This window comes from Xenorhabdus koppenhoeferi (genome assembly GCF_900116635.1).
Classification (GTDB): Bacteria; Pseudomonadota; Gammaproteobacteria; order Enterobacterales; family Enterobacteriaceae; genus Xenorhabdus; species Xenorhabdus koppenhoeferi.
In genome coordinates this window covers 1-24365 of the sequence record NZ_FPBJ01000031.1, presented here as the reverse complement: position 1 = coordinate 24365, position 24365 = coordinate 1, and the positions used below count along the sequence as shown (strand labels likewise).

27 protein-coding genes and 1 CRISPR repeat array are annotated in these 24365 nt (G+C 46.2%); of the genes, 5 read left to right on the top strand and 22 right to left on the bottom strand.

The genetic code is table 11. From position 1 onward, the window contains the following. Positions 1-4: 4 nt before the first annotated feature. From cobS to BM329_RS10620, 15 genes are all read right to left on the bottom strand, one after another. Positions 5-763 (bottom strand): adenosylcobinamide-GDP ribazoletransferase, encoded by a 759-nt coding sequence (cobS, locus tag BM329_RS10690; RefSeq protein ID WP_092552829.1) that lies wholly within the window; start codon positions 761-763, stop codon positions 5-7. Beyond that, positions 760-1305, bottom strand: coding sequence for a bifunctional adenosylcobinamide kinase/adenosylcobinamide-phosphate guanylyltransferase (gene cobU / locus BM329_RS10685; protein ID WP_092552827.1), 546 nt, complete (start codon positions 1303-1305; stop codon positions 760-762). The genes cobS and cobU overlap by 4 nt, the downstream gene beginning before the upstream one ends. Beyond that, positions 1305-2891 carry a cobyric acid synthase gene (locus BM329_RS10680; RefSeq protein ID WP_092552824.1) on the bottom strand — a complete coding sequence of 529 codons (1587 nt, stop codon included), beginning with the start codon at positions 2889-2891 and terminating at the stop codon, positions 1305-1307. The genes cobU and BM329_RS10680 overlap by 1 nt, the downstream gene beginning before the upstream one ends. A 125-nt stretch (positions 2892-3016) precedes the next feature. After that, positions 3017-3766: a cobalt-factor II C(20)-methyltransferase gene (locus BM329_RS10675; protein ID WP_245759060.1), complete on the bottom strand. Its 750-nt coding sequence runs from the start codon at positions 3764-3766 to the stop codon at positions 3017-3019. Next, positions 3766-4554 (bottom strand): sirohydrochlorin cobaltochelatase, encoded by a 789-nt coding sequence (cbiK, locus tag BM329_RS10670; RefSeq protein WP_092552821.1) that lies wholly within the window; start codon positions 4552-4554, stop codon positions 3766-3768. The genes BM329_RS10675 and cbiK overlap by 1 nt, the downstream gene beginning before the upstream one ends. 44 nt (positions 4555-4598) lie before the next feature. After that, positions 4599-5390 (bottom strand): cobalt-precorrin-6A reductase, encoded by a 792-nt coding sequence (locus BM329_RS10665; RefSeq protein ID WP_092552818.1) that lies wholly within the window; start codon positions 5388-5390, stop codon positions 4599-4601. Further along, positions 5387-6112 (bottom strand): precorrin-3B C(17)-methyltransferase, encoded by a 726-nt coding sequence (locus BM329_RS10660; protein WP_092552815.1) that lies wholly within the window; start codon positions 6110-6112, stop codon positions 5387-5389. The genes BM329_RS10665 and BM329_RS10660 overlap by 4 nt, the downstream gene beginning before the upstream one ends. Then, positions 6106-7185, bottom strand: a complete 1080-nt coding sequence (gene cbiG / locus BM329_RS10655) for a cobalt-precorrin 5A hydrolase (protein WP_092552812.1) — start codon at positions 7183-7185, stop codon at positions 6106-6108. The genes BM329_RS10660 and cbiG overlap by 7 nt, the downstream gene beginning before the upstream one ends. Continuing rightward, positions 7166-7954: a cobalt-precorrin-4 methyltransferase gene (locus BM329_RS10650; RefSeq protein ID WP_092552809.1), complete on the bottom strand. Its 789-nt coding sequence runs from the start codon at positions 7952-7954 to the stop codon at positions 7166-7168. The genes cbiG and BM329_RS10650 overlap by 20 nt, the downstream gene beginning before the upstream one ends. After that, entirely contained in the window at positions 7947-8546 is a 600-nt protein-coding gene (locus tag BM329_RS10645; RefSeq protein WP_092552806.1) for a decarboxylating cobalt-precorrin-6B (C(15))-methyltransferase, read from the bottom strand. The genes BM329_RS10650 and BM329_RS10645 overlap by 8 nt, the downstream gene beginning before the upstream one ends. Beyond that, entirely contained in the window at positions 8536-9165 is a 630-nt protein-coding gene (locus BM329_RS10640) for a cobalt-precorrin-7 (C(5))-methyltransferase (RefSeq protein ID WP_092552803.1), read from the bottom strand. Before BM329_RS10640 ends, BM329_RS10645 begins: the two co-directional genes overlap by 11 nt. Next, positions 9162-10313 (bottom strand): cobalt-precorrin-5B (C(1))-methyltransferase CbiD, encoded by a 1152-nt coding sequence (cbiD, locus tag BM329_RS10635; RefSeq protein ID WP_092552800.1) that lies wholly within the window; start codon positions 10311-10313, stop codon positions 9162-9164. Before cbiD ends, BM329_RS10640 begins: the two co-directional genes overlap by 4 nt. Further along, positions 10306-10968, bottom strand: coding sequence for a cobalt-precorrin-8 methylmutase (locus BM329_RS10630; RefSeq protein ID WP_092552797.1), 663 nt, complete (start codon positions 10966-10968; stop codon positions 10306-10308). The genes cbiD and BM329_RS10630 overlap by 8 nt, the downstream gene beginning before the upstream one ends. Before the next feature lie 14 nt (positions 10969-10982). Continuing rightward, positions 10983-11960 (bottom strand): adenosylcobinamide-phosphate synthase CbiB, encoded by a 978-nt coding sequence (gene cbiB / locus BM329_RS10625; RefSeq protein WP_092552794.1) that lies wholly within the window; start codon positions 11958-11960, stop codon positions 10983-10985. Beyond that, positions 11957-13357, bottom strand: coding sequence for a cobyrinic acid a,c-diamide synthase CobB (locus tag BM329_RS10620; RefSeq protein WP_092552791.1), 1401 nt, complete (start codon positions 13355-13357; stop codon positions 11957-11959). Before BM329_RS10620 ends, cbiB begins: the two co-directional genes overlap by 4 nt. 835 nt (positions 13358-14192) lie before the next feature. Here BM329_RS10620 and cobA point away from each other — a divergent pair. From cobA to BM329_RS10605, 3 genes are read left to right on the top strand one after another with little or no spacing between them, the layout of a single operon-like run. After that, the gene (gene cobA, locus BM329_RS10615) at positions 14193-14996 is read left to right on the top strand and encodes a uroporphyrinogen-III C-methyltransferase (protein WP_092552788.1); all 804 of its coding nucleotides are present in this window, start codon (positions 14193-14195) and stop codon (positions 14994-14996) included. Further along, positions 14993-16066 (top strand): threonine-phosphate decarboxylase CobD, encoded by a 1074-nt coding sequence (gene cobD, locus BM329_RS10610; protein ID WP_092552785.1) that lies wholly within the window; start codon positions 14993-14995, stop codon positions 16064-16066. The genes cobA and cobD overlap by 4 nt, the downstream gene beginning before the upstream one ends. Next, on the top strand, positions 16059-16928 hold the full coding sequence (locus BM329_RS10605) for a GHMP family kinase ATP-binding protein (protein WP_092552782.1): 870 nt from the start codon (positions 16059-16061) through the stop codon (positions 16926-16928). The genes cobD and BM329_RS10605 overlap by 8 nt, the downstream gene beginning before the upstream one ends. A 320-nt stretch (positions 16929-17248) precedes the next feature. Here the strand turns inward: BM329_RS10605 and BM329_RS10600 are convergent, their stop codons facing one another. Continuing rightward, positions 17249-17692, bottom strand: a complete 444-nt coding sequence (locus BM329_RS10600) for a prepilin peptidase (protein ID WP_092552779.1) — start codon at positions 17690-17692, stop codon at positions 17249-17251. Positions 17693-18160: 468 nt separating this feature from the next. Here BM329_RS10600 and rsmE point away from each other — a divergent pair, with 468 nt between their 5' ends. Together rsmE and gshB are read left to right on the top strand one after the other, a co-directional pair. After that, the gene (gene rsmE / locus BM329_RS10595; protein WP_092552855.1) at positions 18161-18892 is read left to right on the top strand and encodes a 16S rRNA (uracil(1498)-N(3))-methyltransferase; all 732 of its coding nucleotides are present in this window, start codon (positions 18161-18163) and stop codon (positions 18890-18892) included. Between the two features lie 9 nt (positions 18893-18901). Continuing rightward, on the top strand, positions 18902-19864 hold the full coding sequence (gene gshB / locus BM329_RS10590; protein WP_092552776.1) for a glutathione synthase: 963 nt from the start codon (positions 18902-18904) through the stop codon (positions 19862-19864). 660 nt (positions 19865-20524) lie between these two features. Here the strand turns inward: gshB and BM329_RS10580 are convergent. The 6 genes from BM329_RS10580 to BM329_RS10555 all read right to left on the bottom strand — a co-directional run bounded on the left by BM329_RS10580 (position 20525) and on the right by BM329_RS10555 (position 24261). Beyond that, positions 20525-20656, bottom strand: a complete 132-nt coding sequence (locus tag BM329_RS10580; protein ID WP_092552773.1) for a transposase — start codon at positions 20654-20656, stop codon at positions 20525-20527. 110 nt (positions 20657-20766) lie between these two features. Then, positions 20767-21283: direct repeats of the CRISPR family, unit length 29 nt; unit sequence CGGTTTATCCCCGTGCTTACGGGGAACAC. Positions 21284-21366: 83 nt separating this feature from the next. Further along, a complete protein-coding gene (gene cas2e, locus BM329_RS10575) occupies positions 21367-21660 on the bottom strand; it encodes a type I-E CRISPR-associated endoribonuclease Cas2e (protein ID WP_092552770.1) in 294 nt (97 codons plus the stop codon). 2 nt (positions 21661-21662) lie between these two features. Beyond that, positions 21663-22583: a type I-E CRISPR-associated endonuclease Cas1e gene (gene cas1e / locus BM329_RS10570; protein ID WP_092552767.1), complete on the bottom strand. Its 921-nt coding sequence runs from the start codon at positions 22581-22583 to the stop codon at positions 21663-21665. Then, positions 22583-23260, bottom strand: coding sequence for a type I-E CRISPR-associated protein Cas6/Cse3/CasE (gene cas6e / locus BM329_RS10565; protein ID WP_092552764.1), 678 nt, complete (start codon positions 23258-23260; stop codon positions 22583-22585). The genes cas1e and cas6e overlap by 1 nt, the downstream gene beginning before the upstream one ends. After that, complete coding sequence (gene cas5e / locus BM329_RS10560; protein WP_092552761.1) at positions 23247-24011, bottom strand: type I-E CRISPR-associated protein Cas5/CasD; 765 nt, start codon at positions 24009-24011, stop codon at positions 23247-23249. Before cas5e ends, cas6e begins: the two co-directional genes overlap by 14 nt. 13 nt (positions 24012-24024) lie before the next feature. After that, positions 24025-24261, bottom strand: a complete 237-nt coding sequence (locus BM329_RS10555) for a hypothetical protein (RefSeq protein WP_245759059.1) — start codon at positions 24259-24261, stop codon at positions 24025-24027. Positions 24262-24365 lie beyond the last annotated feature (104 nt).

Below are 24365 nucleotides of genomic sequence, written 5' to 3'. Positions count from 1 at the left end.
ATATTCATTGCCAAATCATCGCTACCAAAAAAATGACTTCTCCCACTTCAATTGCGGCACCCAGCGTGTCACCAGTTTGTCCACCAAGACGATTATTGAAATAGAGAGCCATTCCATAAACAATGAGCAGTGTTACTGCCATTGCAGTTAATCCCTGCCAATTTTCCAGAGCCATCACTAATATCGAACCGATCAATAAGGTCAGCATGGTAGAAGAAGCAGTGACTCGACCAATATAGTTGCTTCCCATGCCTCCATGTTCGCGGGCATAACGTTGCTGATACATCAAAAGCACTACGACTGTACGCCCGACAATGGGTGCGCACGTCAGTAAGGCCAGTAGGTGAAGGGGAGAATAGTAAGAAAGATCGATGACAACCAATGTTTTGGTTAAAAGACAGAAAATTAACCCAATACCACCATAAGTTCCAAGCCGGCTATCACGCATAATCTCCAACATTTTTTCTCTCTGGCGGGCAGAAAAAATGCCATCACAAGTATCCGCCAATCCATCTAAATGTAACCCTCCCGTAAACAGAACCAATGCCAGTACATAACTAATCGCACCGATATATACCCCCCCGCCAGAGTAGGTGATAGTGAGGAAAAGCAAACCGGACACTCCCCCAATAATCAGGCCAATCAGCGGAAAAATCGGAATACCGCGCCAATATTGGGATAAATCAACACCTTCAGCCCATTTTTCCGGAACAGGGATACGTGTCATAAACTGTACTGTGGCCCAAAAGAGATTCAATTTCATTTAATCTTTACTCCAATGCCTGAAACCATCAGCCAGACTTCTTTTGCTTCCCTTGCCAATTTTTGGTTGGCTCGTCCGGCGATATCAATAAAATGGCGTGCCAATCGATTTTCAGGTGTGATACCCATTCCCAATTCATTGGTCACTATATATACCGGCATCGGGCATAATAAGCTGGCATTAATCAGGTTATCTATCTGACGATGAATAAATACTTCTAATGAGACAAAATCAATCTCATCAGGTGAAGCACCATCTGACAGATCAAACAATAAGTTAGCAATAAATGTTGTGATACATTCTAGTATAACCCCTTCTTGAGGCTGGCGGTGCTGACGGATCACAGCCGCTAAATTTCGATGGCCCTCCCAAGTCCGCCAGTGTGCCGGGCGTTCCTGTTTATGCCGTTCAACGCGGATGGCCATCTCTTCGTCTGTAATTTGCGCAGTGGCAATATACAATACCTGTTCGCATTGTTCAGCAATCAGGCGTTCAGCGTGGGAACTCTTTCCACTGCGCGCACCGCCTGTTACCAGGATCATTAGGTGCTTACTCTCTGTAAGACCTCATCACACAATACGCTCCTTACTCTCAACAATTCGTACTCATGCATCAATTGATAGATCCGTTCAATATCCAGATGTTCACGCATACTGGCTGCCAAAATGTTGAACTGTTTTTCTTTATGCCGGGCATAATTGAAAGCGGCATTTTCCAATGGAACGCCGCCCTTACGTATACGAAGCTGATTCAATAGCGGGCGCGTGAAAGAATTTTGATCAAACAGACCATGCAGATAACTTCCCATTACCGAACCATTCTGAGTAACAGCACCATCAAACCAGATTTTTTCTTCACCATTGTACAGATGCATTTTGGCGAAAGGTGTTGCTTGCTCACCAAGCCGAGTTATCCCCATATGAATTTCATAGCCTGCAATCGGCTGCTCGCTACACAAATTCAATATGCCTGATAAAGCAGGCATCACAACCCCCCTGACCTGCGCCGTCTGCTTCTGATGAGCAAATTGAGTTTCAGTATCCAATAACCCCAAACCTGCCATCTGGGTTAAGCCTGATTCCACCTCATCCACAATCTGTTTTCCCAACATTTGGTAACCACCGCAGATCCCGATAATTGCGATTTCTTGCTGATGAGCGCTGATAATCGCCTGATCAAGCCCTTGAATTTTTAGCCATGCCAAATCACCCAAGGTATTTTTACTGCCGGGCAGGATGATCAGATCCACGCCCTGAAGCTCAGAAGGCTCGGAAACATAACGCAGATGCACATCCGGTTGTGATGCCAGCGCGTTAAAATCGGTAAAATTGGCAATATGAGGATATTTAATGACGGCAATATGCAGATAATCACCTGATTTATGTTCCTGCTGATCGTATTTACCCACCTGCAAAGCGACACTGTCTTCATCCTCCAGATCAAGATCCAGCCACGGTAAGACACCCAAGATAGGCACTTGCGTCAGTGCTTCGATCTGATCAATGCCAGATTGCAACAACGCCAGATCACCGCGAAACTTATTGATGATCACGCCTTTGACCCGTGCTTTTTCCTCCGGGCTAATTAAAGCCAGCGTACCGTAAATAGATGCAAATACACCACCACGATCAATATCTGCCACCAGAATGACAGGCGCATCCACTAATTCAGCCATTCCCATATTAACAATATCACGGTCACGAAGATTAATTTCTGCCGGACTGCCCGCTCCTTCCAACACCATAATGTCCGTTTCCGCCGCAAGGCCGTTATAAGCTGCCAAGATCTGCTGAAGCAACTGGGGTTTATATTCGTGATACTCCACCGCATTCATGCTGCACATCACTTTCCCCATAAAAACCACTTGCGCCTTGCGATCACTGGTGGGTTTTAACAACACGGGATTCATACGCACATCCGGCGCAATACCTGCCGCTTCTGCCTGAAATATTTGCGCTCGCCCCATCTCCTTTCCATCTGAGGTAATACCCGAATTAAGCGCCATATTCTGTGATTTGAAAGGAGTGCAGTGATGGCCATCCTGCGAGAATATCCGGCAAAATCCCGCTACCAGCACACTTTTTCCTACATCAGACGCAGTTCCTTGAATCATCAACGATAGTGTCATTGTATATTCTCCCTTATTTCATACAGGCTAGTTTCACTGAAGATAGCGAAAAGTTCTTGCCCGGTCTTATACAGGGGTAAACCGGTTTCACCGTGTACTTTTACCAGCCATTGCCGGGCTAATCACTACCAGTTTTTATTAATCAAAATCGTTGAGAAATACGATAGTGCCTGTTCATCGGGAGACAGCGTATCAAGATCGCGCCAGCACTGTTCTGTTGGCAAAGTAGCATCCGCCATCATCAGGGCATGTTTCAGTAGATTGTGGCGACGCAAAATGTCACGTATCCGGGTAAAGCGTGAATAGACTTTCATCAGGACAATACAGTCATGATTAACCAATGCCTGTTCCAAAACCGTTTCAGGAGCCGTACAGGAGACAACGGCCAAAGTTTGGCTTTCCATCGCCAATGGTATACCACTGACTGCGGCAATAGCAGAAAACGATGTGATCCCCGGTACAATTTCCAACCACGGGGGAATTTTTATTTGTTCCGATACCATTCGCTCTAAAAGAAAGACCCACGTACTGAACAACATGGGATCACCCAAAGTGACAAATCCGACTTTTCTGCCATTGGCAACATCCTCTTTCAATGTTTGGGCTACTTCATCCCAAACCGCTTCTTTCGCAGCCCTGTCAGCTTTCATTAAAAAATGGTAAGCACAGATTTCAGTGGTCGGCGAAAGATATTCTGCAATGATGGAGTGAGCGAGGCTTTGAGTCCCTTTTTTACCGGTTGGAGTATAGATCACGTCAAGCTCAGAAAGAATACGCGCAGCCCTCACGGTAATCAGGTCACTGGCACCGGGACCTACGCCCATGACATACAATTTTCCGGCATTTAATTTTCCGGCATTCATTTTTCCATCCATCAGGCTTTCTCCCCGTCATTGATCACCTGAGCAAGGTGATCCACAAACATCTGCCGGATCATTGGATTTTCACCCAATCCCTGCAACCAAGAAATAGCGGTAATGCCAGCGTTCTCCAACTGAGATTTCCAAGAGCCTTTTTCATCTGAAGCCATGTCATTGATAGCATGATCCCCTGCCACCAGCATCAGTGGCATCAGGTGGACTTTGCGGATTCCTTTATCTTTTAATCCCTTGATAAGTAAGGGAAGTTCCGGGTAACTTTCTACCGCTCCCACCCGCGCAGGGAAAGAGTAATGGCTCATCAGATGATCCAGGCAGGCATAAGCAGAAAAAGCATGATGCGTTGTTCCGTGCCCCATAAATACGACACATTCATTCTCCGCCATTCGCGGAAGCTGGTGGCGCAGTGCCTGCATCAATTGCACGTAATCGTTGAAATGACTGAGCAGCGGCTCACCCAAAACCAATCGGTTAAAACGAGGTCGGAACTTCTCGGCTTCATAAAGTACCTTTTCATATTCATCGCCCTTGATGATATGCAGGCATTGAATAGCAACATCACTATAGCCAGCGTGATGCAGTCGGGTGAGTGCCTCATGGGGAGTATCGATGCAGATGCCATCACGCTGGCGTAATTTGCGGATGATCATCCCGGAAGTAAATGCCCGAAATAGATCTCTGTCGGGAAAAACAGATGCCAATTGCTGCTCACAGGCTTCAATATTATTTTGCCGTGTTTCTGGATAACTGGTTCCGAAACTTATCACCAATAATGCTTTTTTCATTTTGCTTTTCCTTATTGGTTATCTATATTGAAAAATTCGCCAACCTATTTTTGCCAAGCTTTTCGGGCTAACAAATGTTCCATTTCTTCCAACCCATTGACCTGTGTTATCCCTTCACCAACAAAGGGATAATCTGGACGGCAAATCACGATGCAAGGCAACCCAAGGGAAAGGCACGGCTCAATTTTTTCTTTAAATCCCCCCTGTTCACCTGATTCCTTGGTGATTACCACCTCTGCCTGACAAAATTGGTAAAATGCCCGATTGAAATCAGCGCTGAACGGACCTTTCAGGGCAAAAATCTGGTCGACGGATAAACCCAAGGATTCACACATCACCAGCACTTCTGCTGTCGGCAATACACGGGCCAGCACCGTCTTTCCCTTCAAGTAAGTTAAGTAATCGGCTAATTGCTTACTGCCCGTGGTCAGCAAAATACGTGAGCCTAAGCGAGATGCCACTTCACATGCCTGTTCAATAGTTGTCACTTTATGGATGAGAGCATGCTCAACAGCATCAATATCGCTGGGGCGGATATAACGAATAAGAGGAACCCCTAATTTTTGGCTCGCGTTGGCAACGTTTTGGCTCAATCGTTCTGCATAAGGGTGAGAAGCATCAATCACCATACCCGTACCCCGCTGTTGCAGGTCTTTGACCATGCCTTCTGACTCCATCCGACCAATGACAATCTCACCGCGAATTCCCTCCGCCTGCTGTGCTCCCGTTGGTGTTGCCACCGACAAACAATAATCCATGCCTGCGATATCCATCATCTCGCAAATTTGGCGGGCATCACTTGTACCGCCAAAAATATGGATTAATGACCGTTTCATAGTTTATACCCTCTCGGGGTTATCATTAACCCATCGCGTATGTAGGTCGATTGATTGCCCACAATCACCAGACTGCGCATGTCAACGCGGGAAAAATCCATTTCACCGAAGGTCGTCAGCCATTTCTCCTCATGCTTGCGCCCTGCGGCTTTCACCACCCCAACAGGTGTTTCTGTCGATTTCCACGGAGCCATCAGGGAAAATGCCCGCGCCAAATGTTCTTCGCGCCCCCGGCTGCGCGGATTGTAGAAACAGACCACAAAATCCGCTTCAGCCGCTGCTCGCACTCTCTTTTCAATCACCTCCCACGGTGTAAGCAGATCGCTCAGGCTGATATGGCAAAAATCGTGCATCAAGGGTGCGCCAAGCAAAGCCGCACAAGCCGTACTTGCTGTCACACCAGCCACCAGCCTGACTTCCACATTGCGCTTTTGTTGACTGACCAATTCCAGAATCAACCCCGCCATGCCATAAATGCCCGCATCACCGCTGCAAACTACCGCAACATTTTTACCCTGTTCTGCCAGATCAATAGCCGTCTGACAGCGTTCAATCTCTTTGCACATACCGGTTTTGATAATCTCTTTATCGCCTACCAATGGTTTCACCAAATGGGTATAGGTTTTGTAACCCACCACGATATCGGCAGCTTTCAACGCAGCAATCGCTTCCTGCGTCATCATAGCTTCACGGCCCGGCCCAATTCCAATGACAGTTAACATGGATGCAATACTCCTAATGTGATGGTGACTCCCTGCTCACGCAGGGTATGACCAACCAGATGTCCTTGGCTCATCAGCCAGGCTACAGGTTGGGAGACACAGCCTATGCCCACAGTTTTTCGGACAAAATCAGAAGCCGGAAATGCCTGTTCACACTGGGCAAGCTGATTTACGGAGAAGATTTGGAACGGAATTTGGCGCTCTTCCGCCAATTGGATTAATGCAGGTTCTGATTTCTTTAACTCCACACTGCCAATGGCTTTCAATGCCAGCGGATCAAAACTGTGCTCAACCAGATGACGTTCCAGCAATTGTGCTACCCGTTCAGTTTCGATGCCACGCCGACAGCCAATTCCTGCGACAATGCGGCGAGGAACCAGTTTAAACGTTGGGATCGCCAGCACCAGCCTTTCCTGCTCATAGCTGACGTAGACCAAGGCATCCAGTTCAGGCAGGCAATTAAAATCGTCAACCGGAATAAATCCACGCGTATCGTAGTGATCTTTTTCACCACGCAATGCAGGATGCCACCAAATACCCACCCGCCGACCATTGACCAGCATTTGGTTGACAGTTTTGATATTGGCGCGGAAATTTTCCATTTCCCCGTCAAGTTGTTGAGATAGCACATCCAGTGCCGCGAGTTGGTTAACATCTGTTGCAGTAGTAATAACCGCCTGACTATCAAGAACATCCGCGATCTGCTGTGCAAGTTCATTGGCTCCCCCCAGGTGCCCGGACAGCAAACTAATGGCAAACTGCCCTTTTTCATCCAGCACCACAACCGCAGGATCGGTCATTTTATCCTTGAGCAACGGCGCAATAACCCGAATGGCGATCCCCGTCGCTCCAATCATGACTAATGAGTCATATTGAATAAATGCTTTGCGTACCGTATTGGAAAAAGTGTCATCAAAAGCAATGAATCCGGTTTCCACCAATTCAGGAGAAGTAAAACAATCCATCTCCAGATAAGAGCGCAAGCGATGTGCCAACGTAATACCGCCTGCGGTCAGGCAGAATAAGGCGCAGGCTTTTTTAGGTACTGATTTTTCAGGCGCGGCGGTATTCATGGCTGAACCTCGCGTCATACAGTTTTGAATAGTGAAATTCTTCTCCAAGAAAAGCACCTACCAAAATCAGGGCTGTTTTGCGGATACCGGCACAGCGTACCTGTTCTGTAATGGTTTCCAATGTGCCACGCACTATCTGGCAGTCCGGCCATGTCGCCTTATAAACCACGGCAACCGGTGTTTCCTGTGGATAACCGCCTTCAATCAATCGGGCAACAACCCCCGTGATATCCTGCACCGAAAGGAAGATAGCCATTGAAGTCTGATGTGCGGCAAAGGCTTCCAGCGTTTCCCGTGGCGGCATGGGGGTTCGGCCTTCGATACGGGTAATAATCAGGCTTTGCGCGACTTCGGGGACGGTATATTCCACCCCCAATTGTGCAGCAGCGCCAAGAAATGAACTCACCCCCGGCACAGAAACAAAACCAATGCCTCTCTTTGCCAGTTCTTCAGCCTGTTCACGAATAGAGCCAAACAACGACAAATCTCCCGTTTGCAGGCGAATGACCAACTTACCTGCGTTTACACCACTCACCATCGAGTCGGTGATTTCCGCTAACGTCATACCCGCACTGTCATGGCATTCAGCATCCGCCCGACAATATTCCAGCAACTCCCGATTAATCAGCGATCCTGCATAAATCACCAGTTGAGCCTGCTGTAACAATTGATAACCTTTTAAGGTAATCAGGCTCTTATCCCCCGGCCCTGCGCCGACAAACCAGACTTTTTCAGTATCAAAATCGATATGACCAATATGTTCAGACATCATCCTGTTCCTCTTGCCAATCTGCTTCTTGTTCGGAACCTTTCCGGCAGGCAATTAAATAAGTCGGATTGTTGGGTTTGAAATAATGTCCTTGCCCCAATGCAGTCAGTTCCCCCACTTGAATTTCACGTCCGTCCAGCGATGTCACCTGACAGGTTTTCAGGTGTGACCATGCCTGCGTGAAGTTTTCCAGCAGGATAAAGGTCATCACTAAACGACCATCCTGATTCAGGTGCGCGAGCGCCCAATCAATCATTTCAATAAGATGTCCGCCAGTCCCGCCAATGAAAATGGCATCAGTGGAATGAGCCAATGGCACAGGAGCCGTGCCAGACTGAATACGCACCGCATGGCAACCAAAATGCCGGATATTCTCAGCAATCAGCGACAAGGCTTCCTCTTTGCGTTCAATGGCAAGGATATCCAACGCGGGATAACGCAGTGCGGCTTCAATACTGACGCTGCCTGTACCCGCTCCGACATCAATAAAGTATCTGGCTTTCTCCAGTTCCAGACGCTCCAATACCAACGCCCTAATCGCTTCTTTGGTCATGGGGATGCGATGACCGCGCAAAAACAGTTCATCTTTCATTCAGGATCACCACTACATTCAAGCCATAATGAATATCGCCACGCTGGGCGACCTGCTCCGCGTTTAAACAAACAATCCGCTCATTTTCCTGCGATAAATTTTCACCAATCACCATGTGACGCTGCTGCCCGTGTGCCAGAATTTCTTGTGCGATCCGGTAAGGGCCAATCACCTCATCCGTCACCATCGCAACTTTTTCATGTTGGAGCAGCCAGTCAAAATCCGGCTTACGCCCGTGGCTGCTGGTGAGATAGATGTCGTTCATATCCAGCAGAATACGGGCGCATAAATATTGGATTGAGCTGATGCCAGAAATAATGCGGACATTTTCCCCTCCGACGTTCCGGGCAGAAAAATGCGCCGCAATCCGTTTGCCAATGCCATAAAAGAGGGGGTCGCCCGAAGCCAGCACTACAATTTGCCGGTGTTGATGCTGTTCAAGCCACAGCATCAATCCATCCATATCAGCATTCACCCGGCGGGTTTCACCGCTGAAATGAGGAAACTCGGCAAGATGACGTGCCCCACCCACCAGTACTTCCGCCTGCTCTATCGCATCCAGCGCGGCCAGTGTTTGGTTTGCTGTATCTCCGGGACCAATGCCAACGACGGTGATCATCGGAAGTCCTCCACGATTTCATTTACTGGCCGATTACAGCCCAGCACTTGATTATCAAAAGAAAACAGAATGGCATCACACTGAGGTTTACTACTGGCGAAACGCAGCATTTGATCGATACGCCAGCAGATTTTCCGAGCAATTTGTTGGAATACCGCCTGCCAGCCCTGTTCGGTAATTAATTCAATGGCGGCTTCAGTGGTATCACATTGATCCACCGCCTGAATCAATTCAAAAGGGGCACCCATCAAAGCCAGATTTGCGATCAGCGTTTCCATGCGTGCATCGGCAATGTGACTATGGGTATGAAAAATACCTGAAGCGATTTTCACCAGTTTGCCGACATGCCCCACCAGCACCACATGGCGGAATTCCAAACGTACCGCTTCTTGCAGCATATATCCGACGAAATTGCTCATTGTGACGACACAATTCCCATCAATACCCAATTGCTGGCTGACAAAACGTTCACCATGATTTCCCGGTACGAAAATAATGCGCTCCATCCCGTCGGCTCGCTTAGCCTCCAGTTCAAGTGCCAGAGAACGTTTCCAGCTCTCTTCCGACATTGGTGTCACGATGCCTGTCGTACCAATAATCGAGATCCCTCCCTTAATCCCCAGTCGGTCGTTATAAGTCTTCTTCGCCCGCTCTTCCCCTTCTGGCGCAAAGATCACAATATCCGCCCCCCGAAGTGGGCCAATCACCTCCCGTACCGCTTCTTCAATAGTATGCCGTGGCGTTTTATTGATGGCAGCCCAACCAATGGGCAAGCCAACTCCCGTCCGCGTCACCCTGCCAATACCCTCTCTGCCATCCAACGTAATTACGCCGCTGTCATTCAGGACAACGCGAGCGAAAATCAACATGCCATGAGTTGCATCCACATCATCTCCACCATCTTTGCGGATAGCGGCTATCGCTTGTTGCCCTTCGATCAACGGCTGTTCGACATTCAAGGCCAATGTGACACCAGAAGGCGTAACAATCGAAACTTGATGAATAATCTGCTGGCGCAAAATCATCAACGCAGCCACCCTTGCTGCGGCTGTGGCGCAAGACCCCGTGGTATAGCCCTTGCGGTATTGTTTTCCCCTGTGCCAGACCGTACCGAGGCCATCTGTTTCAAGGCCGTTGATCTCACTCATCCCGCACCTCAGGCATCCGATAAAGAATGGCGTTGATAATGGCGGCTGCAATATTACTTCCCCCTTTGCGCCCTCTCGCGGCAATACAACTCAGCCCGCTGTCGATAAGGGTATTTTTGGACTCTTCCGCACCAACAAACCCAACGGGGACACCGATCACCGCAATCGGGGAAAATTTATGCTCCATCAGACGGAATAGCGCGGTTGGGGCATTACCAAAGACAAAAATCTTTTCCCCTGACTCTTGCAGGGCAAGATCTACTGCTGCCATTGAACGTGTGATTTGCTGACTTTTTGCCATCTGAATGGCACGGGGATCGCTGATATAACAGCAACATTTACTGCCATATTGGGCCAAGCGTGTTTTATTGATGCCGGATAACACCATTGTGGTATCGGTATATAACGTACAGCCCCGCAAAATACCGTCTCGGATAAGATGCAAAACTTCAGGGGAGAAATAGAGGATATCGAGCCAATCAAAATCGGCGGTAGTGTGGATCACCCGTTTGATTATCGCTTCCTGATCTTCATCCACAAACCGATAATCAGGGCGTAACTCGCAAATAAGGCGAGTGATAATCTCAAAGCTATTACGTTCAATCTGTTGTGGTTGTTGGATATATTGCTGTGGTTGTTGGGTATAGTTATTCATTTTATTTTTCCTCCTCAAGCCATCCCTGACGGCGATAACATCACGCTAAACAAACTATGCAGCAACGAAAACAGCAACAGTGCCATCATTGATGCCATCATCATCATTTGCACAGAAAGTGGGATATCGTCAGGAATGACTTCGCGTTTTGCCTCTCCGATCCACGGTTTTTCAATAAGCTGATTAAAATAGATGCCAGGCCCGCCAAGACGGATACCCAACGCTCCCGCCACCGTCGCTTCCGACCAGCCAGAATTGGGACTACTGTGTTGATAGCGATCACGCCAACCAATACGCAGTGCCTGCCGAAAATCCAACCCCTGCCATTTCGCCGCCAGCGCCAGCAGTAACCATCCCAAACGTGCCGGTAACCAATTCGCCACATCATCCATCCGTGCCGAAAACATCCCCAGCGCCCGGTATCGGGGGGTTTTATAACCAACCATAGAATCGAGGGTATTGATCGCCTTATAGGTCATGGCAAGTGGAGCGCCACCAAGCATCAGGAAAAACAGGGGGGCAATTACCCCGTCCACGCTGTTTTCCGCCACAGTTTCAATGGCAGCACGGCTGATTTGTGGTGCTTGCAGTTGAGCGGTTTCTCGCCCGACAATTCTGGCGAGTTGTTCACGGCTGGCAACCAAATTCCCTTGTCGCAATGCCTGATAAACCGCATCCGCCGCATTGCTAAGGCTACGCACTGCCAGAACGGTATAAATCAGCCAGATTTCAATCAAACGGCCCAACCAGAACGTCACGCCATAGGTGAATTGCAAAATCCAATAACTCGTCAGCCAGACACTGCCCACAACCACCAGCCATAACAGTATTCCACCCCATTTCAGGCTGATTTCAGTTTGGCAAATTCGGCGGATAATTTGTTCTGCCTGAGTGATAAACCGACCAATCCAGCGTACGGGATGCGGCCAATGAGGGGGATCACCCAGTTTCATGTCCAAAAGAAAAGCAGCAAACCACAGTAATACCGTCATAACAGCCTCCGTGCTGCCGTCAGCCAGCGATGAAGCAAACCAGGGCGTTGGGCAAAATGGATATGTAGATATCCCGCCAGCGTATTGCCATTCTGGTAGCCTCCCTGCCAGTGTTTCTGTACTTTTTTTTGTGTGGACTGAGCAGAACCATCACGCCATTTCACACAATCAAAAATGGGTGATTGCCCAGTGATAAAATCTGAGTAATGAAACTCATGCCCACGCAGCGTTTCCCCTCTTGCCACCAAGGGCGTATCCTGCATTGCCGTAGCTTCACAATAACCAAAGCGTTGCAGGCGATCTCTCATCTGGCTTTCACCTGCAATCAACCCCACCATGTTATGCCGCACACCTTGTGCGTCAGTCAGGGCTTCTCCGAGATACATCAAGCCACCGCACTCTGCATAAATAGGAATGCCTTTTTGATGTGCCTGCCGTAATGCTGAGTGCATAGCGTGATTGGCGGATAGCTCCTGCGCATAAAGCTCAGGATACCCTCCCCCCAGATAAACCATCTGACACGCTGGCAATTGATAATCATGCAACGGGCTAAAACGTTTGATAGCAACACCTGCTTTTTCCAGCAGCAGCAGGTTATCGGGGTAATAGAAATGAAACGCTTCATCTTCCGCCAGAGCAAGCGTCAAACCCTGCCCCATAGCGGGATCGACGAGAGCATCAATATTTCCCTCCGGGAAATCAGACAATTGCGTCAGGGCTAATAACTTATCCAAATCTACCGAGGCTTCGATTTGCCGGGCCAAATGCGACCAACATTCATCTTGTTGTTCACCTCGTTCTTGTGCCGAAACCAGGCCAAGATGACGGGAAGGAAGCGCAACATCTGCCATTACAGGAATTCTTCCTAAAACGGGAATGTCACAATAATGTTCAATAGCCTGCTTCAACAACTGAAAATGGCTGTCATGATTCACGCGATTTATCAGCACGCCAGCGATATTGAGCATAGGATCAAATTGCTGGAACCCCATCACTGTCGCCGCAATGGAAGTGGAAACCGCCTTGCCATCCAACAGTAAAATCACCGGACAACCAAGCTGTTTTGCCATCGCTCCGCTACTGCAATAATTGGGATCAGTGCCATAGCCATCATATAGCCCCATAACCCCCTCAATGACAGCAACATCTTTATCAACCATGACCTGATTAAACAGGCCATTCAAAATGGGAACAGGTAACATAAACGCATCAAGATTGTGCGAAGCGATGCCAGTTGCAACACGATGCCAGCCACCATCCAGATAATCAGGCCCGATTTTGAACGGCTGTACTCTCAGGTGACGATTCATCAATGCCCGCATGATGCCCAGCGCAATCGTCGTTTTTCCACAACCACTACCTGTACCTGCAATGACAAAAGCATATCTCTGTTGCATCTGCTTTCTCCAAACATGTATACACTTCGTCTTTCAAACTGCCTCTTTGTTGGCTGTGTCTTGAAATACATTGAATATAAAATTATGTATTGATATTAAAATTTTAATATCCCATTTCCATTCATTGATATTTATCAAACAAACGTCATTTAGTTAATTTATGACAATAAAATCAGTCTCAGCCAGATAGGACAGAATTAAAATTTAAATTTTATGTTAAAAACAAAATAGAAACATAGATATTAACATTATCACTTTAAAATAAATACAAATAAGAGAGGCTGCTTAATTTTCAAAATACACAGTTTTTAATTTTATAAAAACATCCTTTATTCCTTTTGTGATCTTGCTCATGATTATTATATTAAGAAAAGGTTTTTATATTATGGCCAATAAAAATTAACACAAGAAAATCCATTTAAAAAACCAACAAAAACAAACTCAATCCACTGAAAGTTATAATTTTTTACCATAAAAAGCAAGGAGCATAAAGCGTTAATAAAATGACAAACTATTAATCATAGAAAATATTACCAATAGTTACCGATGATTATATTGAAAATAATTAATTTTTTAAAAAATTGATATTTATATTGATATAAATCAAATTTAATTTCTTCAAATTAACGTGATAATGAAACCCATCACGACGAAAACACAATAATAATAAACCCAATAAAATAAAAGCATGAAAATAATCATTCGCTCCCATGAGGATGCAGATTAATATTTAATCATATATAAAAACATATTTTTCTTTTAATTATCTATCCTTAACTGGATTTCGTTTTGCAGTCTGAAAGACAGCAAAAATATACCCAATAGAGGTAATTCCATGAATAAAGGCAAAGTATGGTTAGTTGGTGCAGGTCCCGGAGAAGCAGGTTTAATTACCGTCAAAGGGCTGAACTGTATTCACTCAGCCGAGGTCATTGTTCATGACCGTCTCGTCAATCCTGAATTGATTGCTCAGGCACCAGAACAGTGCGAAATCATTAATGTGGGAAAAGAGCATGATTTCCACCCTATCCCGCAGGAAGAGATTAATCAAATTCTGGTGAGGTACGCGCAGGCAGGAAAGCAGGTTGTTCGCCTGAAAGGAGGCGATCCTTACGTGTTTGGCCGAGGGGGGGAAGAAGTCGAGGTGCTGGCACAGAATTGCATTCAGTTTGAAATTATTCCGGGTATCAGTTCCTCAATCGGCGGATTAGCCTATGCGGGCATTCCGGTCACACACCGCGATTACGCATCAGGCTTTCATATCGTGACCGGTCATACCTACCAAGGTAACGAACAGCAGAATTGGAATGTACTCGCCCAGTTGGAAGGAACCTTGGTTATTCTGATGGGAATGAGTCGTCTGACAGAAATCTGCCAACAATTAATGCTGCATGGCAAATCTCCCTCAACGCCCGCAGCGGTGCTCATGTATGCTTGTCATCCCAAGCAAAATAAGGTTATAAGCACACTGGAAACCTTAGCCGCAAAAGTAGAAGAGAAAAATCTACATGCACCAGCGCTGATTGTGATTGGTGATGTCGTTAATTTGAGTACAGCACTCTCTTTTGAGTCGACTTTCCCCACACTCAGTGAACTCTCTTCCAAACTAAAAATTTTTAATGAGAAAGCAGGCACATGAGTGAACATGGTGGCAATATCATTGAAGTTGCTGAGAAATATGGCCTATCAGCTAGTCAACTGATTGATTTCAGCGCCAATATCAATCCGCTGGGCGCACCTGAACGGGTCAAGACGTTGATTAAAAATCAGCTCGCTTGTATCGAAAAATATCCCGATGTGGAATATCGCCATTTACATCAGGCAATCGCAACAGCTCATCAATGTGATTATGCTTCGGTGATAGCGGGTAATGGCGCTACAGAACTGATCTACGCCGTCGTTCGTTACCTCTCCCCGAAACGAGCCTTGCTCCTCATCCCCAGTTTTACTGAGTATCATCGCGCCTTACACCATATTGAGGCGGAGATTATTGAGTATCCATTAACAGAAGATGCTGGATTTCAGCCCGATCTACGCCTATTGGATGTGCTTGCTAATATTCAACCCGATTGTGTTTTTATAGCCACACCCAATAATCCGACGGGTTTAATGCCTGACAACCAGTTCCTGCAATCACTGGTGGAATATTGCGAAATACAGGCAATCTCATTAATTATTGATGAAGCCTTTATTGATTTTATACCTGATAACCGGGGAATGTTCCCTCAATTTCCGGCCAATAAACATCTTTATATATTGCGTTCACTGACAAAATTTTTCGCCATTCCCGGGCTGCGATTGGGTTATCTGCTCAGTGGTAATATAGCTGGGATCGCAGAGATGAAAAGACAGCGAGAGCCGTGGTCAATCAACGCTTTTGCGGCTCTGGTTGGTGAGATTTTACTTGATGATCACTCTTATATTGCTGCCACACATCAATGGCTAAAATCACAGCAACATTATCTGTGGACACATCTTACTTTCTTTCCTGAACTGACCGTCTGGCCTCCGTCAGCCAATTTCCTGTTCTTCCGCTGCCATAAACTCAATATTGATTTATGGCATTCCTTGCTTAAACATCGGATTCTGATCCGTCATTGCCAAAATTATGCAGGGTTAGATGAACATTACTATCGAATCGCTATACGCAGTGAACGGGAAAATCAACGCCTGATTGCCGCCATGCAACAAGTGCTTTCACATGGCTGAAGCCTGCTGTCCTGCTTCTTGTGGCGAGCTTTTACAAGGATGGTTACTTGGGGGGGAAAAATTAATCTCCTGCCCGATTAATTGGTTCAGTTGTGTATCAGTCAGTGAAGGCACTCCCATACGACATGAACGACAGCGTATGCGCCAGATGGTAAATTTATTGCTGGATTACTGGCAAATTCCTCTGAAATTTTCTGCGGCCCTACGCATTGAATATCAATCAGCAATCCCGCTTGCCAAAGGCATGGCCAGCAGCACAGCAGATATCGCTGCAACCGCACATGCAACTGCAAAATTATTAGGTAAATCACTAAACAGTGAAACGCTTGCGCAACTCTGTGTAAAACTAGAACCCACCGACAGTACTATATTTGAGCAATTAACGTTGTTTGATCATCTTACAGCCCAAACTCAAATTCCTTTCGACTGGCAGCCTGATGTCGATATTTTGCTGCTGGAAAGCCCACAAATCATTTTAACGGAAAAATTCCATCAGCAAGATCACCGTTCACAGCTGCTGGATAATGCTTCCCTGCTCCAACAAGCATGGGAAAAATTCCGCGCTGCAAACCAACAGCATGATAATTATCGTCTTGGTGAAGCCTGTACACTGAGTGCCATCGCCAATCAATCGATCCTGCCTAAACCCTGTTTTGAACAATTACGGGATTTAGTCGAACAAGCCGGCATTTATGGCTTAAATGTCGCCCATAGCGGCAGTGTAGTCGGCTTATTATTTAATTCACATCACCATGATGCCGATTATCTGCACTGGTGGTTGCATCAAAAAAAGATGACTGAACATTATCCGCAGATTCATCACGTCAAACTGATTGCGGGAGGGAATATTACTTTACCCTGAAATTTTCAGCTGAGCGCCAAAGTATTGAAAGGCGAAATGAAGTGACCTCAGTAAGTTGAAAATCACACCGGACGTTGCGGAGAGCAGCGTCCGCCTGTAATACCTTGCAGCTTGTTGAATATACACTTCGTCTTTCAAACTGCCTCTTTGTTGGCTGCGCTCGCTCACCCCGGTCACATAGTTAGCTATGCTCCCGGGGATTTGCTCTCTTGCCGTCGCGATGCAACTTGAAATACATTGGGTATAGATTGCCCTGTAGAAAGATTTTTTGCAGTTGGTTCATTACCTGTGACACAAAAAACTGTGACACAAAAAATCTATTAAATATCAATAGAATTATTTAAGTAAACCCCTACCAGAACTATTGCGGATAAACATAAATAAGGCCCAAACGCCATAAAATCAGGGTAGGATTTTCTTTTCAGTCTGATAATCATAAAACCCAATAATCCAGATAATGAAGCCATCAGCATCAGTATTGGTATCATTTCTACTCCCAGCCATGCCCCAATCGCTGCTGTTAGTTTAAGATCGCCATAACCAATCCCCTCTTTCTTTAAAAAAGACCAACATAACCAATACAAAAACCACAGAAACAGATACCCTGATATGGCGCCATATATTGCACTCTTGATCGGAATCCAATTACTTTCGATATTAAATAAAAGCCCAAGCCATAATAAAGGTAACGTGATAATATCTGGCAAGAGATAGGTTTTAATATCGATAACAGATAATAAGAGCAAAGTGCTACAGAAAAACATGATTATTATATATTTAATCTCAATTAAAATAACAAACCATCCTTTATTATTATTTATTTAGAAACCAGAAATTATTTTAAAATTAACATCCTTGTTATTACATTCTCCCTTATTTTCTGACCTCAATCAGAACAAGGAGAATATTAATCCTTTCTTCTGAACATTGACAATGAAAATTTAATTAAAATAGTCCTTTCAAAATAAATATGCGAACCCGCTCGCAAGGAGATAGCTTATACCCAATGGATTTCAAGTTGCAGCGCGACGGCAAGAGAGCAAATCCCCGGGAGCATAGCTAACTATGTGACCGGGGTGAGCGAGCGCAGCCAACAAAGAAGCAGTTTGAAAGACGAAGTGTATAACTTGATCATGCAAACAGCGCTCATTTATTATGGCAATAAATCAACTTTATTATATGACGGTTTACGTCATACCGGAGACTTCCGGAAAAAGAAGGAAAAAAGAAATATGCGAACTCCCCGCATTTATCACCCTGAAACGCTCTCAGTAGGAATTGAAACCTATCTGAGTGATGATGCTGCCAATCACGTAGGCCGCGTACTCAGAATGAGTTATGGGCAGGAATTACAACTTTTTGATGGCAGCAATCAGATTTTTAATGCAGAGATTACTGAAGCCAGTAAAAAAGCGGTCAAAGTGCGTATTCTTAATGGCAAATTATCTGATCATGAATCACCACTGAATCTGCATTTAGGGCAAGTTATGTCCCGTGGTGAAAAAATGGAATTCACAATCCAAAAATCCGTGGAATTAGGTGTCAGCACAATCACACCATTACTTTCTGAGCGCTGCGGGGTAAAACTGGATGCGGAAAGATTAGAAAAAAAATTACAGCAATGGAAAAAAATTGCTATTTCTGCCTGTGAACAGTGCGGGCGTAACCGTATTCCTGAAATCCGCCCTGTTATATCACTTGAAGCATGGTGCCAGGAAAATGATGGCAGCCTAAAATTAAACCTGCATCCCCGCGCCAGCCAAAGCATCAATACCCTTCCACTACCTGTGAAAAAAGTACGACTGCTGATTGGGCCAGAAGGGGGATTGTCCGCTGAAGAAATAGAAATGACAGCAAAATATCAATTTACTGATATTCTGTTAGGGCCTCGTGTTCTGAGGACGGAAACTACGGCACTTACCGCAATTACTGCCCTGCAAGTCCGTTTTGGTGATCTGGGTTAAGGAGAAAAAATGATCAAACTCGGTATAGTGATGGACCCGATTTCATCCATCAACATTAAAAAAGACACTAGTTTTGCCATGCTGCTGGAAGCACAAAAACGCGGATGGGAAATCCATTATATGGAGATGAATGATCTCTACCTGCATCAAGGCGAAGCCCGTGCCCGTACTCGTTTGCTCACAGTGGAACAAAATCCACAACAATGGTACCAGTTTGGCAGTGAACAAGAGATAGCCATTGATACTTTGCACGTTATTCTGATGCGCAAAGATCCACCTTTTGATACTGAGTATATTTATGCGACTTATATTCTGGAAAGAGCAGAAATCAAAGGGAGCCTGATAGTCAACAAACCTCAAAGCCTGCGCGACTGCAATGAAAAACTATTTACAGCCTGGTTCCCTGAGTTAACTCCTGATACGCTCGTGACCCGCAATGCAAAATATTTACGCGAATTTCATCAAAAACATGGCGATGTTATCTTTAAACCATTGGATGGCATGGGAGGCGCTTCCATCTTTCGCCTGAAGCAAGATGACACCAATGTAGGCGTTATTATTGAAACCTTGACGGAACATGGCAGCCGTTATTGCATGGCACAAAATTTCCTGCCAGCAATTAAGGATGGGGATAAACGTGTGTTGGTTGTTGATGGTGAGCCTGTACCTTATTGCCTCGCCCGTATTCCGGCTCAGGGAGAAACTCGTGGTAACCTTGCAGCCGGTGGGCGTGGAGAAGCCCGCCCGTTGTCAGAAAGTGATTGGGCAATAGCCCGTGCAGTTGCTCCGGTATTAAAAGAGAAAGGCTTAATCTTTGTCGGACTCGACATCATTGGCGATCGTTTAACTGAAATCAACGTCACCAGCCCGACTTGTGTACGTGAAATAGAAGCGGCATTCCCTGATATTTCAGTTACTGGCATGCTAATGGATGCTATCGAAAAGCGATTGGAAAAACAGGTAGCGTCATAGCCCAAACAACTTTCCTTTTCTGGCAACATTTGCCATTTATAATAATAGCCCACATACTACTGGGACGTTTAAAGATGTTATGTATTGATTATAAAGGGATTTTGTAATCATCCATCCACATCTCATCCACTTTATAACCAAACCTTTAGCAAAAGCCCTTCGATTTTCGAGGGGCTTTCTTGTTCATCACTATCAAACTATCAGACAGATCTCACATCTCTATTGTGTAAAACTTGAACAATGATTAGCATCTGCAATTTGCCCGCCAGCCAACACTCTAATGGCCGGTCTTTCGCGGTGACCCTCGATGCCATAGTCCGGACTTCCGCAAAGCCGTGGCTTTCCTGAAAAGCTTCGCGAATTAAGCTCTTTGGTCGGACACGTTTGAGGTCTGGCGATTTTTTTCGGGTTCGCCAGGCTTGATAACTGCTGCGATGTATGCCGAAGAGTTGGCAAAGCAAAACGACGGGGTAATGCACTCTGAATCGTTCAATTAACGCAAATTGTTCAGGGAGTCCGAGATCACGAGTGCCGTAGCTTTTTTATAATTTCATTTTCCATTTCCAGGCGTTGCAGTTTCTTTTCCAAATCACGCAGTTCAATTTGTTCGGGCGTGATGGGCAGGGCTTTGGGGGCGTGGCCTTGCCGTTTCTGACTTAACTAGCGAACCCAGCGCCCCAGAGCTGATGGGCTGACATTCATTGCGCTGGCGGCCTCGACAATACTGTAGTTTTGGTCAAGTACTAACTGAGCGGATTCTACTTTAAATTCGGGGCTGAAACTTCTTTTCATTATGTCACCTGTTGAATTGTCGAAGTGAGAATATCACCTCTATAACAGTGACCAAAATCATTGAACCACATCAGAACACAACTTTTTTCCCCGTTAATGGGCCGCCTACCCCGGTTTATCCCGTGCTTACGGGGAACACTGTTAATGATGGAGGCAACCAGTTCATCTATCCGGTTTATCCCCGTGCTTACGGGGAACACTTACTTCAAACTGAACGCCGCCATCTTTTAGGCGGTTTATCCCCGTGCTTACGGGGAACACGATGGTAACTCCGGTAATTGCCACATTGATAACGGTTTATCCCCGTGCTTACGGGGAACACCGTGCGTTCCATGTTCAGGGCATTGCGCATCGCGGTTTATCCCCGTGCTTACGGGGAACACAACAGTTCCACCACCTCACCGAGCGCTTTGACCGGTTTATCCCCGTGCTTACGGGGAACACCATCCAATAACGATATCGCTCGTCAAATTCGTCGGTTTATCCCCGTGCTTACGGGGAACACTGGCCCCTTGCCATTCATTTCAAAACCCGATACGGTTTATCCCCGTGCTTACGGGGAACACCTGACCAAAGTCGGCGATGACCTGACGGCTGCCGGTTTATCCCCGTGCTTACGGGGAACACACTAAATATAATAATATATTTTTAAAGAACTTTATGGGTCAGGAAAATTCTACCAACTTTTAATAGGTTTTAATCCCTCTAAATTACTCCTCAGCAAATGGTTTAAATTTCACTAAACGAAGGCCATCAAAATCTATCGGTTCTCTTCTGTTTTCCCCGAAAGTTTGAAAATCGAAGCCAGATTCGGTGTTGGTCTTCCATGCCATAACTGTATTTCCATCTTCGGTGAGTGTTGTGATTTGTTCCCAAATCATTTCTCTAATCTTGTGGGAGATATTTCCCACATAAACTCCGGCCCGTATTTCCAGCAACCAAATAGCCAAACGTCCTCGTAACCGAGGAGGAACGGCTTCTGTCACAACAACTGTCATACTCATATTTATTGACTCCTGTGACCAATGTCGCCGATAGATACTGGCTCTGGAATGGCGGGAGGTTGTGCATCAGCCGGCGGCGGTGGCAGTAAAATTTCTCCTGCGGCGAGGATTTCTTCAATCAGGGGAATAAGGCGTTTCAGTGTCCTGTCTGTTCTGAATTTTTCGCGGCAGGCAATTCTGACCTGCCTGTCAGGAGTCATGCTCTTGCTGGCAGCAACTTTAAAAGCGATAGGAACAACGGTATCAAATTTCAAAATATCCGCGATATCATAGACAAAGGATAAAGGTTTACCTGTGTGCAGAAAGCCAATGGCGGGGGCGTATCCTGCGGCAAGAATGGCGGACTCGGTTACGCCATACAGGCAGGAGGTTGCTGCGCTGATACAGCGATTGATAAGATCGCCTTTATCCCAATCGGTATGGTCGTAGTTGCGTCCCTGCCACTTTACCCCGTATTGTTTTGCCAATATTTGGTAGTTCTTCCTGACACGGGCTCCCTCTATGCCTCTGAGCTGTTCAACGTTTCTCCTTTGCGGGGCGGGTTCACCAAAACGTAATTCAAACATTTTGCGCACCACCTTTAGTCTTAAATCTTCATCCAGTGCCAGTTTGGCCTGATAAAGCAATCGGTCTGAACGGGCACCGCCCGGCTGCCCGACGGAATAGAGCCTGACACCTGCTTCTCCGACCCAAATCAGCAGAGTGCCTGTTGTTGAGGCCAGTTTCACTGCGGCATGGCTGATGCGGGTACCGGGTTCCAACATAATACAGGCGATAGAACCGACGGGAATGTGCATGCGTTCGCCGTTGACTTCATCAATCACCACAAACGCATTATCTTTGACATCAATACGCCCCATGCCGATAAAGACCATCGAATTTCTGTCTTTGATCGGAATCGGTTTTAATGGAATATATGCCATTACAGCGCCCTTATCAGCATTAACCCGCAACCAAAGGACTTTGCCCGGCCGAATCCTTTACTGTATTGCTCAAAGAAAAGATCGCAGTCTGACAGAGTGAGAACACCCTGAAAATCAACGCTCGAAAACTCGATTTTCTGGCCGGAAGATTTAAAACTGCAATGTTGGGTATAGCGTTCCATATCCGGAGTGAAGTCGAAGCGGAACCCCCAATTAGCCAGCCGTTTCTCATCCTGTATCCACGCTTGGGCAGCTTGTGTCATCAATGATTCAATCCCATCAGGATTAACGCTCGAATGCTGTGCCCGAAGTTTAGCGTGCATCAGAACATCATGACGCCGCTGTTTGCCTGAACTTTTTTCAGTTATGCAGACCGTCGGGTTCACGCGGAGCTTGAACGCCAGTTTTTGCCCGTTTTGTAATTGAGGTGCAAAAGATTTAGTTTGCACCTGAAATCGCGGGGAATTGACTATCGGTGCGGTTTGGGACAACACGAAAAATTCAGGTCTGCTGCTTAAGCTTATCTCTTCCCGAAAGAGGAAGTTGCGCTCTTCCTGTTCTGTAAACAGTTGCCACAAAAGCTGGTGGGCAGTATAGACATCATTTTTCGTCTTTTTTGATGACGGTGCCTGAATATGATAAACGGAAGGCCGCAAGGTGACTTTAGACAGATACATCGGTTTCCTCCATTATCGATAGCTGGTGCATCGTGCGTTGCGTAAATTGCCAGCGGCTGCGTGAAAGTGGTTCATCCCAGAGTTGATTGGTCAATACCGTGATATCAGGAATATTGATTTCATCTTTCTCTCCCTCCCAGAAATAGCTCACTTCATCATATTTGCCGAATAAACCGAACAAATAGCGATCTGCTTTTTTAGATTGGGTCAGGGGAGGAAAAGGCATATCCAGCGCGCTCTTTAATGAGGAATACTCTGCCAGCTGCGGCATCATCGGAAGCGCGAGAGGGCAGGATTTCCGGCCGAGGCTCAGGGTAAAAACGGGTTTTATCAGCGCATCACGTAACGTATTGAGGGTGAAATGAGCCTGTTCCGTGAGTGAAATTGCAATAATCCAAATACCATCAGTGCGATAATCTCGTGATGACAGGATTGTGTTTAATTTAGATTTATCGCTTAACTCACTTTTACGCGTCAGATGAACCCGTTTCTTCTCTTGAGAGGGAACTTGAGAAGTATGGTAATCCCGCATCAATGAACCTGAAATACGTTGTTTGATGGCGATTTTGACACTCTGCTGTAACGCAGCAAGCTGGGCTTCGTCATCACGCCGGATGCCCAACGCCGCGCCCAATAACCCTAAAATCGCTGAGCGTGTCGGGTAAGAGGCTGTCGGACGATCTTTTCCGACGGCCTCCACTCCCCAACTGGCTAACGCACCATATAAGCGAAAGACCAAATAAGTTTTCATATCGGTCCCTCTTTTAATCAGTGACGAACTGAACCAACTCAGCAAAACTGCCTTTTCCTGTCACGGCACTGATGCTATAGCGTGTATCCGCGCAAGCGCCATAAACCTTATCGAAGTTCTCGACTTGGTTTTCCAACGCCAAAATGGCACTGGTTGCCTGATCTTCCCCCGCAATGGGTTTTAAAAATGCGACAGACAAAGAACGAGGCTGATATTCTCCTTTTTCTGCCAAGACATATAGCAGAATCATAATACTGTGTCATAATACCTAAATCCCAATGACAAGGTAGAATTGAGATGGGTTACAGTCTAGATTTTCGAAGAAGAGTACTGGCATGCAAAGACAAGCATGCA

Excerpts from the sequence above, each read along its gene's own strand:
- cobS (WP_092552829.1), bottom strand. The coding sequence starts at position 763 with ATGAAATTGAATCTCTTTTGGGCCACAGTACAGTTTATGACACGTATC.
- cobU (WP_092552827.1), bottom strand. The coding sequence starts at position 1,305 with ATGATCCTGGTAACAGGCGGTGCGCGCAGTGGAAAGAGTTCCCACGCT.
- BM329_RS10680 (WP_092552824.1), bottom strand. The coding sequence starts at position 2,891 with ATGACACTATCGTTGATGATTCAAGGAACTGCGTCTGATGTAGGAAAA.
- BM329_RS10675 (WP_245759060.1), bottom strand. The coding sequence starts at position 3,766 with ATGGATGGAAAAATGAATGCCGGAAAATTAAATGCCGGAAAATTGTAT.
- cbiK (WP_092552821.1), bottom strand. The coding sequence starts at position 4,554 with ATGAAAAAAGCATTATTGGTGATAAGTTTCGGAACCAGTTATCCAGAA.
- BM329_RS10665 (WP_092552818.1), bottom strand. The coding sequence starts at position 5,390 with ATGAAACGGTCATTAATCCATATTTTTGGCGGTACAAGTGATGCCCGC.
- BM329_RS10660 (WP_092552815.1), bottom strand. The coding sequence starts at position 6,112 with ATGTTAACTGTCATTGGAATTGGGCCGGGCCGTGAAGCTATGATGACG.
- cbiG (WP_092552812.1), bottom strand. The coding sequence starts at position 7,185 with ATGAATACCGCCGCGCCTGAAAAATCAGTACCTAAAAAAGCCTGCGCC.
- BM329_RS10650 (WP_092552809.1), bottom strand. The coding sequence starts at position 7,954 with ATGTCTGAACATATTGGTCATATCGATTTTGATACTGAAAAAGTCTGG.
- BM329_RS10645 (WP_092552806.1), bottom strand. The coding sequence starts at position 8,546 with ATGAAAGATGAACTGTTTTTGCGCGGTCATCGCATCCCCATGACCAAA.
- BM329_RS10640 (WP_092552803.1), bottom strand. The coding sequence starts at position 9,165 with ATGATCACCGTCGTTGGCATTGGTCCCGGAGATACAGCAAACCAAACA.
- cbiD (WP_092552800.1), bottom strand. The coding sequence starts at position 10,313 with ATGAGTGAGATCAACGGCCTTGAAACAGATGGCCTCGGTACGGTCTGG.
- BM329_RS10630 (WP_092552797.1), bottom strand. The coding sequence starts at position 10,968 with ATGAATAACTATACCCAACAACCACAGCAATATATCCAACAACCACAA.
- cbiB (WP_092552794.1), bottom strand. The coding sequence starts at position 11,960 with ATGACGGTATTACTGTGGTTTGCTGCTTTTCTTTTGGACATGAAACTG.
- BM329_RS10620 (WP_092552791.1), bottom strand. The coding sequence starts at position 13,357 with ATGCAACAGAGATATGCTTTTGTCATTGCAGGTACAGGTAGTGGTTGT.
- cobA (WP_092552788.1), top strand. The coding sequence starts at position 14,193 with ATGAATAAAGGCAAAGTATGGTTAGTTGGTGCAGGTCCCGGAGAAGCA.
- cobD (WP_092552785.1), top strand. The coding sequence starts at position 14,993 with ATGAGTGAACATGGTGGCAATATCATTGAAGTTGCTGAGAAATATGGC.
- BM329_RS10605 (WP_092552782.1), top strand. The coding sequence starts at position 16,059 with ATGGCTGAAGCCTGCTGTCCTGCTTCTTGTGGCGAGCTTTTACAAGGA.
- BM329_RS10600 (WP_092552779.1), bottom strand. The coding sequence starts at position 17,692 with ATGTTTTTCTGTAGCACTTTGCTCTTATTATCTGTTATCGATATTAAA.
- rsmE (WP_092552855.1), top strand. The coding sequence starts at position 18,161 with ATGCGAACTCCCCGCATTTATCACCCTGAAACGCTCTCAGTAGGAATT.
- gshB (WP_092552776.1), top strand. The coding sequence starts at position 18,902 with ATGATCAAACTCGGTATAGTGATGGACCCGATTTCATCCATCAACATT.
- BM329_RS10580 (WP_092552773.1), bottom strand. The coding sequence starts at position 20,656 with ATGAAAAGAAGTTTCAGCCCCGAATTTAAAGTAGAATCCGCTCAGTTA.
- cas2e (WP_092552770.1), bottom strand. The coding sequence starts at position 21,660 with ATGAGTATGACAGTTGTTGTGACAGAAGCCGTTCCTCCTCGGTTACGA.
- cas1e (WP_092552767.1), bottom strand. The coding sequence starts at position 22,583 with ATGGCATATATTCCATTAAAACCGATTCCGATCAAAGACAGAAATTCG.
- cas6e (WP_092552764.1), bottom strand. The coding sequence starts at position 23,260 with ATGTATCTGTCTAAAGTCACCTTGCGGCCTTCCGTTTATCATATTCAG.
- cas5e (WP_092552761.1), bottom strand. The coding sequence starts at position 24,011 with ATGAAAACTTATTTGGTCTTTCGCTTATATGGTGCGTTAGCCAGTTGG.
- BM329_RS10555 (WP_245759059.1), bottom strand. The coding sequence starts at position 24,261 with ATGATTCTGCTATATGTCTTGGCAGAAAAAGGAGAATATCAGCCTCGT.